Raw genomic sequence first — 8,190 nt, 5'->3', positions numbered from 1 at the left:
CAAGAACTTATCCACACCGTGAGCCACCAGGCTCGCAAAGAGGGTGGGTCAATATTGGATGGAAATGCCGGGTCAGGATTGCATGGAACTCAACACTGGGGCGCACCGGGTGCCGCTACTGGTTCCGGCAAGGCGCGGACTATGCCAACGTCGAGACACGCGAGCCGGGCGCGCGCACGGTAGCCGAGGTCAGCGTGCAGAGGGAGTGAGGCGGCATTGCAGATGCGTTTTGCCGGCAAGCATGCGTGCCCCTGAGCGAGCGGGGCCGAGCGCCACCGGCGCGCTCGCTTGCCTAGCCAGGACTGGCGCAGCGACGCTGTCGACAGCGCGCCTAGCGGATCACCCGCCCATCGGCCGTCACCGTCACCAGGTCGATGGCCCAGGTCGAGTCGCGCACGCCGGCACGCAGGTGCAGGCGAAAGCCCCCCACGTCCAGGTCGCCCAGTCCTGCCAGGGCCTTCTGCATGCCCGCGCGGTTCAGGCCCGCGCCGTTGCGGCGCACCGCCTCGCCCACGGCCTTGGCGGCGATGAAGCCCTCCAGGCTCTCGTAGCTGGGCGACTGGTCGGAGTTGTCGATGGCGGTGAGGTACTCGCGCACGATCGGGATGGCCGTGCTGCGCGGCGAGGGCACCACCTGCGTGATCACCACGCCGCGGATGTCCTTGCCAAGCGCGACGAAGAGCGGGTCCATGCCCACCACCGAGAAGTTCATGAAGGTGCCGACATAGCCGCCCTTTCGCATGGCACGGATGAATGCGGCGGTCGTGTTGAAGAGCGAGGCCTGGATCACCACCTGCGGCTTCTGCGCGCTGATGGCGGCCACCGCGGCGTCGACCTTGACGCTGTTGGTGGGCACGAAGGCGCTGGCCACCGGGGGCTCCATCTTCAGTTCCTTCAGCGCCTTCTCGACCGCGGCCAGGCCGGCGCGGCCCATGGCGTCGTCCTCGCCCAGCACCGCGATGCGGGTGTGACCGATGGTGGCGCAGTGCTGCACCATCTTGAAGGCCTCGTCGGCCATGCTGGGGCGCACGTGGAAGACCTGGGGAAAGGAGCCGTCGCGCAGGTTGTCGGCGGCGGCGAAGGGCGCGAGCAGCACGGCGCCCTGTTCCTTGGCGACCGCCGCGGCGGCGCTGCTGCTGGCGGTGCCGACGAAGCCGAAGAGCAGGTCGGCGCCATCGGCCAGCAGCTTCTTCGCGTTGGTGCCGGCGCGTGCCGCGTCGTAGCCATCGTCCAGTTGGCGCAGTTCCAGTTCCAGCGGGATGTCCTTGCGCTCGTTGAAGGCGTCGACATAGAGCTTGGCGCCAGCCGCGAAGGCCAGGCCGATCTCGCTGGCCGCGCCCGTGAGCGGCACCGATTGGCCCAGCACCAGCTTGCGCCCGCCCGGTGCGGCGCGCGTGGCGGAATGCCAGCCGGCACCCAGTACACCCAGGCCCAGGCTGGCACCGGCGTTGATCAGAAGCTTGCGACGTGTGGTGCGCATGGCACCCTCCTTGACATTTTGTAACCTTTAGATACTACGCAAAGGCAGTGCCAAGGTCCGTCAGGAAGTTCAGCGTTTCGTGAACAAAACGTCGTAAACGCCGTGTCCGAGCTTGATGCCGCGGTTCTCGAACTTGGTCAGGGGGCGGTAGTGGGGCTTGGGCGCGTAGCCGTCAGGGGTTGCATCCGGGCTGATCTGCAGTTGCGGCTCGGCGCGCAGCACCTCGACCATCTGCTCGGCGTAGGGTTTCCAGTCGGTGGCGCAGTGCAGGTAGCCGCCGGTCTTCAGGCGCTCGACCAGTTTCCTGACCAGCGGGCCCTGGATCAGGCGGCGCTTGTTGTGCCGGGTCTTGTGCCAGGGGTCCGGGAAGAAGATGTGCACGCCGGCCAGCACGCTGGGGGCGAGCATGTGGTCGATGACGTCCACCGCATCGTGGGCGCAGATGCGGATGTTCGTCAGGCCGTGCTCGCCGATGCGCTTGAGCAGGGCGCCCACGCCGGGCTCGTGCACCTCGCAGCACAGGAAGTTGGTCTCGGGCAGCAGGCCGGCGATGTGGGCCGTGGCCTCGCCCATGCCGAAGCCGATCTCCAGCACGGTGGGCGCTTCGCGGCCGAAGGTGGCGGCCAGGTCCAGCCGCGAGGCCTGGTAGGGCAGGAGGAACTGCGGGCCGTGGAGTTCGTAGGCGCGGGCCTGGCCCTCGGTGGTGCGGCCGCCGCGCTTGACGAAGCTTTTCAGGCGGCGATGCAGCGGGTGGGGCTTGGCTTCTTCTTCAGGCGCGGGCGCGGAGGCACCGGTGGCGTCCTGGGGCGCAGCCTCGTCATCGGGCTGCGCGGAATCGGGGTCACGGGGAGGAATCATCAGGCCCGGGATTGTAGAGATCGCGCCATTGCGCGATCCAGCCGGCCCGGTCTTCGCCCTGAAGGCCCAGCATCCGGGCGGCGGCGTTCAACTCGACGCGGGCCCCTTGCGGCGAGCCCGTGTCGATGGCCTGCGCGCCGTTCTGCTTGGAGAGCTTGCTCCCATCGGCCGCCCGCACCAGCGGCGTGTGCAGGTAACGGGGCGTGGGCAGCCCCAGCGCGCGCTGCAGGAGGATCTGGCGCGCGGTGTTGTCGGCCAGGTCCTCGCCGCGCACCACGTCGGTGATGCCCTGCTGCGCGTCGTCGACCACCACCGCGAGCTGGTAGGCCCAGGGGCCGTCGGCGCGCCGGAGCACGAAATCGCCCACCTCGCTCGCCACGTCCTGCTGCTGCGCGCCCAGGCGGCGGTCGGTCCAGGCCAGGGCGCCGCCGGCACCCTGGATTCTCGTTGCGGCAAAGCGCCAGGCGCGTGGCTTCTTTCCGTGCAGGCCGTCGCGGCAGGTGCCGGGGTAGACCCGCTCGCCGTGCCGCGTGTGCACGACGCCCTGCCGCGCGAGCGCCTCGTCGATGTCCTTGCGCGAGCAGCCGCAGGGGTAGGCCAGGCCCGCCTGTCGCAGTTGCACCAGTGCTTCGTCGTAGAACTCGGTGCGCTGCGTCTGCCACACCGGCGGCTCGTCCGGCAGCAGGTCGCAGGCGGCGAGTTGCGCCAGGATGACGTCGCCCATGCCCGGCTGGCAGCGCTCGGTGTCCGCATCCTCGATGCGCACCAGCCAGCGCGCGCGCGGGCCGCGCGCGCGCACGTCCAGCCAGCTGGCCAGCGCGGCGACCAGCGAGCCGGCGTGCAGCGGGCCGGTGGGCGAGGGGGCGAAGCGTCCGGTGGGCGGGATGGTCAATGCACGGCAAGGGCCAGCGACAGGCCCGAGAGGAAGGCTTCCTCCACCCGGTGGCCGGTGCACCAGTCGCCGGCCGCGCCGATGCGCGCCTTGGCATCCCACAGGTGGGGCTTGCCGGCGGGCACCATGGTCTGCGCCTCGGGCCAGCAGCGGGTCTGGGCGTATGCGGGCTCGGCGCGGATGCCGGTGATCTCGGCGAAGGCGCGCAGCAGCTTGGCTTCAACCCGCGGCGCGTCGTCGTGCAGGTGCTCCTGCGACCAATCGGCGCTGGCCTGCAGCGTCCAGCGCTCGACCATCTGGCGGCCGGGCTTGGAGGATTCGCGTGCAAGCCAGGCCACGCGGTGGTGGGTGCTGCGCGCAGCGTTCCATTGCGGGCCCAAGTGGGCCAGTGTCGGCTGGGTGGCGTTGGGGAAGGCGATCATCAACGTCCAGCAGGGGGACACCTTCACCGGCGCAAGCTGTTCCTTGAGCTGGGGCGAATGCTCGCCCAGCAGGCGCCGTGCGGGATTGGGAGGCGTGGCCAGCAGCACCGCGTCGAAGCCGGAGTGCACATGCACCGCCCCGTCGTCCGCTTCGGTGCGCAGCTGCCAGCGGGTGGCGTCCAGTGCGTCGCGCTCGATCTGCGTCACCTGCACGCCGGTGAGCAGCGAATCGCCCAGGGGCTTGGCCCAGTGGGCAACCAGTGCGTTCATGCCCGGCTGCGAAACGAAGTGCGGCTCCAGTTGCGGCAGCGCGGCTTCGGCCAAGCGGCCATGGGCGTCGAGCACGCGCACGGCATTGGCGCTCCAGGGGCGGCACAACTCGGGCGTGGTTTGCAGCACGCGCTTGAAGCGCGGGTCGCGCACGGTGAAGTACTGCGCGCCGCTGTCGAAGCTGCCGAAGGGCGTGGCATCGCTGACCATGCGGCCACCGGGCTGCGCGTTCCATTCGAACACCGTAACGCGGTGGCCGGCCTGCACCAGCGTGCGGGCACAGGCCACGCCGGCGATGCCGGCGCCGACGATGGCGAAGTGCTGGCTGGACGAGCGCTTGGGAGGGCGGCTGCGCTTGGCGGAAGTGCGAAGGCTCATGTTTGTCTCGATTCTTGCTGAGTGGATGTGTGACGAGGTCGACAGACTCTAACCGGGCTCGCGAGGTTTTCGGGCTTCATCGGCCTCGATGGTTTTCCAGTAGGGCGCGGCGTGTACCTTCGTGTTCGAAGCGATCGAGCCACCATTGCAATGCGTGGCCGGGCTTGCCGCTGGCGGGCAGTCGCCAGGCGCAGTGCATCTGGCCCTGCGGCGGGGCACGCTCGGTCTTGCACTGGACCAGGTGGCCGGCCTCGATGTAGGGCCGCGCCATCGGCTCGGGCAGGAAGCCGCCGCCCAGGCCATGCAGCTGCGCCGAAAGCTTGACGTGCATGTTGGGCACGGTGAGCACGTCCTGCCCGCTCACCAGGTTCACCGTCATGCGCTCGCCGGTGCGCGACGAATCGGCGGCGGCCACCGCGCGGTGCTGGCGCAGCACCTCGTCGCTGAGCGGCACCCCGATCTTCGCCAGCGGATGGTGGGGCGCCACGCAGTACACGAAGTGCAGTTCGCCCAGCGAGCAGCTGCGGATGCTGGTGCTGGTGAAGGCCAGCCCGGCCGCGCCGACCACGGTGCCAATGGCCAGGTCCGCCTGGCCGGTGGTCAGGCTCTGCACCGTACCGAGAAGGGTCTCGTCGAGCAGCTTCAGGCGGGTGGGCGGGTTCAGGGCATAGAAGGCGCCGACCAGCTCCAGCACCGGGTCGCGGGCGATCACCGAGTCCAGGGCGATGGTCAGCTGCGCCTCCCAGCCGGTGGCCACGCGGCGCACGCGGTTGGCCACCGCGTCGATTTCGCCCAGCAGCCACGCGCCCTCGCGCAGCAGCTCGGCGCCAGCGGCGGTGATGCGGGCCTGCCGCGCACTGCGATCGAACAGCAGCACGTCCAGCGCGTCCTCGATCTGGCGGATTCGATAGGACAAGGCGCTGGGCACCACGTTCAGCGCCCGGGCGGCGCCGGCGAAGCTGCCGTACTGGGCCACGGCCTGCAGCATGGCCAGGGCGTCGGGGGTGAGGGCGTCGCGGGCGGTCGTCATGCGGGAGCGGATCCGTTCATTCAAATAATTTGAATGATGCCTTCAAAACCCATCGCTCGCGAGCCCCTCGGGGAAGCCCAGAATTCAGCCTATCCGCTGCGCATACGGCGCGGCTTACGAGAGAGCCCAGGGCCAACGGTCTCAAGGGCAAGGAGTCAGGACAATGCTTCAAATTCGCAGATCACAGGAACGCGGCTATGCCGATCACGGCTGGCTGCGCTCGTACCACAGCTTTTCCTTCGCAGGCTACTTCGACCCGGCTCACATGGGCTTCGGCAACCTGCGCGTCATCAACGAGGACCGCGTGGCGGCCGGTGCCGGCTTCGGCACCCATGGCCACCGCGACATGGAGATCATCAGCTACGTGCTGTCGGGCGAACTGGCCCACAAGGACAGCATGGGCAACGTGGAGTCCATTCCCCCGGGCGACGTGCAGCGCATGAGCGCCGGCCGCGGCGTGATGCACAGCGAGTTCAACCACAAGGCCGACCAGACCACGCACTTCCTGCAGATCTGGATCGAGCCCAACGTCAAGGGCATCGAGCCCGGCTACGAGCAGAAGAGCTTCGCCGAAGCCGACAAGCGCGGAAAGCTGCGCCTGGTGGCATCGCCCGACGGCGCCGAGGGTTCGGTGCTGGTGCATGCAGACGCGCGCCTTCGTGCCGGCCTCTTCGATGCCGAAGAGGAAGCCACGCTGGCGCTCGACGAGAAACGCAAGACCTACGTGCACCTCGTGCGCGGAGAACTCGAAGTGAATGGCCAGAAGCTCGTCAGCGGTGACGCCGCCAAGCTCGAAGGCGAATCACAGCTGCGTCTTGCGGCCGGCAAGGATGCCGAGGTGCTGGTGTTCGATCTCCAGTCCTGAAGCCACCTTGCAGTTTTGTTCCCTGTTCCAACTTTTTTCAAACCAGGAGTAATCACATGTCCAACTCGATCACGGCCACCGCCAACCGCAACGACGCCGCGGCACTCCCCGGCAGCGATGTCCTCGCCCTGGTGGGTCGCATCCTCGTGGCCTACATGTTCATCCCGGCCGGCTTCGGCAAGCTGATGGGCTTCGCGGGCACCGTGGGCTACATCGCCTCGGTGGGCCTGCCGCTGCCGGCCGTGGGCGCGGTCATCGCCATCATCGTGGAACTGGGCGCCGGCATCGCGCTGCTGCTGGGCTACAAGACGCGCATCGCCGCGATCGTGCTGGCCGTGTTCACGCTGGCCGCTTCCTTCTTCTTCCACGCCTACTGGGCCGCGCCCGAAGCGATGAAGATGGTTGCCACGCTGCTGTTCACCAAGAACATCGCCATCGTGGGTGGCCTGCTGGCCCTGGCTGCCTTCGGTCCCGGCCGCCTGTCCATCGACAAGAAGTAAGCAGTTAATGGGAAACTCGCGCGATGTCTGACATCGTCGTAGTTTTCCATTCCGGTTACGGCCACACGCAGCGCCTGGCGCAGGCGGTGGCCGATGGCGCGCAAGCCCAGCTCCTTCCCATCGATGCAGACGGCAACCTGCCGCCGGGCGGATGGGAGGTGATCGCGGCGGCGCGCGCCATCATCTTCGGTGCCCCCACCTACATGGGCGGGCCGAGCTGGCAGTTCAAGAAATTTGCGGACGCCTCCTCCAAGCCCTGGTACGTGCAGGCCTGGAAGGACAAGCTCTTCGCCGGCTTCACCAACAGCGCCGCAATGAACGGCGACAAGTTCGCCACCATCCAGTACTTCTGGACGCTGGCCATGCAGCATGGCGGCCTCTGGGTGGGCCTGGGCGTCCTTCCTTCGAACGACAAGGCCGCCACGCGCAACTCGCCCAACTTCGTGGGCGGCTATGCTGGCGCGCTCGCCACCTCGCCCACCGACGCCAGCTCCTCCGAGATGGCCAAGGGCGACCTGGAGACCGCGCGCGCCCTGGGCGAACGCGTGGCCGCCGCAGCCGCGAAGATCGCGCGCTGAGCCCCGCAAGAAAACACACAACGGAGTCCACGATGGAATTGCTCAAGCCTCACGACAAGGACCTGGGCGGCGGCTTCATGGTCCGCCGGCTGCTGCCTGCCGCTGCGAAGCGCTCGGTCGGCCCCTTCGTCTTCTTCGACCACTTCGGCCCCGCGACCGAGCACCCCGGCCGCGTGCACGACGTGCGCCCGCACCCGCACATCGGCCTGGCCACCGTCACCTACCTGTTCGAGGGCGCGATGATGCATCGCGACAGCATCGGCAGCGCGCAGGAGATCCGCCCCGGCGCCATCAACTGGATGACCGCCGGCCGCGGCATCGTGCACTCGGAGCGCAAGCCCGAGCAGTTGCTGAACTCCGAGTACGTCAACCACGGCCTTCAGCTGTGGGCCGCGCTGCCCAAGGAATTCGAGGGGATCGAGCCCAGCTTCTCCCACACCGCGGCGGAAGCGATTCCCGAGGTGAAGGAGCAGGGCGCGGACATCCGCGTGCTGATCGGCGAGGCCTTTGGCCTGAAGTCGCCGGTGAAGACCTTCGCGCCCACGGTTTACCTGGACATCGCGCTGTCGGCCGGCGCGCAGATCGAGTTGCCGGTGCTGGCGCAGGAGGAAGCGCTCTACGTGGTCGAGGGTGCGATCGAACTCGACGGCGAGCCAGTGCCGCCCTTCGCGATGGTGCTGCTGCCGGAGGACCGCGCATCGACGGTGCGAGCCGTGGGCGATGGCGCTGTGCGCATGGTCGTGATCGGTGGCGACGCGCTGGACGGGCCGCGCTTCATGTCCTGGAATTTCGTCTCCAGCAGCCGCGAGCGCATCGTGCAGGCGGGCGAAGACTGGGAAGCCCAGCGCATGGGCCATGTGCCGGGCGAGACGGAATTCATCCCGCTGCCGCCCAACCTGCTGACCCGGTAGCGCCGG

At 68.6% G+C, this 8,190-nt stretch carries 9 protein-coding genes; 4 read left to right on the top strand and 5 right to left on the bottom strand.

The features are described 5' to 3' along the window. Positions 1-331: 331 nt before the first annotated feature. The 5 genes from BM345_RS22985 to BM345_RS22965 all read right to left on the bottom strand — a co-directional run bounded on the left by BM345_RS22985 (position 332) and on the right by BM345_RS22965 (position 5,330). Complete coding sequence (locus BM345_RS22985; RefSeq protein WP_093384162.1) at positions 332-1,480, bottom strand: ABC transporter substrate-binding protein; 1,149 nt, start codon at positions 1,478-1,480, stop codon at positions 332-334. A 69-nt stretch (positions 1,481-1,549) separates the two neighbouring features. Then, positions 1,550-2,338, bottom strand: coding sequence for a tRNA (guanosine(46)-N7)-methyltransferase TrmB (gene trmB, locus BM345_RS22980; protein WP_093384160.1), 789 nt, complete (start codon positions 2,336-2,338; stop codon positions 1,550-1,552). Then, the gene (gluQRS, locus tag BM345_RS22975) at positions 2,322-3,224 is read right to left on the bottom strand and encodes a tRNA glutamyl-Q(34) synthetase GluQRS (protein ID WP_093384197.1); all 903 of its coding nucleotides are present in this window, start codon (positions 3,222-3,224) and stop codon (positions 2,322-2,324) included. The genes trmB and gluQRS overlap by 17 nt, the downstream gene beginning before the upstream one ends. A gap of 2 nt (positions 3,225-3,226) precedes the next feature. Beyond that, positions 3,227-4,300: an NAD(P)/FAD-dependent oxidoreductase gene (locus BM345_RS22970; RefSeq protein ID WP_093384157.1), complete on the bottom strand. Its 1,074-nt coding sequence runs from the start codon at positions 4,298-4,300 to the stop codon at positions 3,227-3,229. Positions 4,301-4,376: 76 nt separating this feature from the next. Continuing rightward, positions 4,377-5,330, bottom strand: a complete 954-nt coding sequence (locus BM345_RS22965; RefSeq protein WP_093384154.1) for a LysR family transcriptional regulator — start codon at positions 5,328-5,330, stop codon at positions 4,377-4,379. A gap of 163 nt (positions 5,331-5,493) precedes the next feature. Between BM345_RS22965 and BM345_RS22960 the strand changes: the two genes are divergently transcribed. Genes BM345_RS22960 through BM345_RS22945 form a run of 4 tightly spaced genes read left to right on the top strand, consistent with a single transcriptional unit; the run spans position 5,494 to position 8,184 of the window. Continuing rightward, positions 5,494-6,195, top strand: a complete 702-nt coding sequence (locus tag BM345_RS22960; RefSeq protein ID WP_093384151.1) for a pirin family protein — start codon at positions 5,494-5,496, stop codon at positions 6,193-6,195. A 56-nt stretch (positions 6,196-6,251) separates the two neighbouring features. Continuing rightward, positions 6,252-6,695: a DoxX family protein gene (locus BM345_RS22955; protein WP_093384148.1), complete on the top strand. Its 444-nt coding sequence runs from the start codon at positions 6,252-6,254 to the stop codon at positions 6,693-6,695. Positions 6,696-6,718: 23 nt separating this feature from the next. After that, a complete protein-coding gene (locus tag BM345_RS22950) occupies positions 6,719-7,273 on the top strand; it encodes a flavodoxin family protein (protein ID WP_093384145.1) in 555 nt (184 codons plus the stop codon). Positions 7,274-7,305: 32 nt separating this feature from the next. Continuing rightward, positions 7,306-8,184, top strand: coding sequence for a pirin family protein (locus tag BM345_RS22945; protein ID WP_093384142.1), 879 nt, complete (start codon positions 7,306-7,308; stop codon positions 8,182-8,184). The last annotated feature ends 6 nt before the right edge of the window (positions 8,185-8,190 follow it).

The sequence above is a fragment of the Variovorax sp. OV329 genome (assembly GCF_900114785.1).
Lineage (GTDB): Bacteria > Pseudomonadota > Gammaproteobacteria > Burkholderiales > Burkholderiaceae_C > Variovorax.
Note: the sequence above shows the minus strand (reverse complement) of the source record. Positions and strands in the feature narration are given on the sequence as shown.

Excerpts from the sequence above, each read along its gene's own strand:
- BM345_RS22985 (WP_093384162.1), bottom strand. The coding sequence starts at position 1,480 with ATGCGCACCACACGTCGCAAGCTTCTGATCAACGCCGGTGCCAGCCTG.
- trmB (WP_093384160.1), bottom strand. The coding sequence starts at position 2,338 with ATGATTCCTCCCCGTGACCCCGATTCCGCGCAGCCCGATGACGAGGCT.
- BM345_RS22970 (WP_093384157.1), bottom strand. The coding sequence starts at position 4,300 with ATGAGCCTTCGCACTTCCGCCAAGCGCAGCCGCCCTCCCAAGCGCTCG.
- BM345_RS22965 (WP_093384154.1), bottom strand. The coding sequence starts at position 5,330 with ATGACGACCGCCCGCGACGCCCTCACCCCCGACGCCCTGGCCATGCTG.
- BM345_RS22960 (WP_093384151.1), top strand. The coding sequence starts at position 5,494 with ATGCTTCAAATTCGCAGATCACAGGAACGCGGCTATGCCGATCACGGC.
- BM345_RS22955 (WP_093384148.1), top strand. The coding sequence starts at position 6,252 with ATGTCCAACTCGATCACGGCCACCGCCAACCGCAACGACGCCGCGGCA.
- BM345_RS22950 (WP_093384145.1), top strand. The coding sequence starts at position 6,719 with ATGTCTGACATCGTCGTAGTTTTCCATTCCGGTTACGGCCACACGCAG.
- BM345_RS22945 (WP_093384142.1), top strand. The coding sequence starts at position 7,306 with ATGGAATTGCTCAAGCCTCACGACAAGGACCTGGGCGGCGGCTTCATG.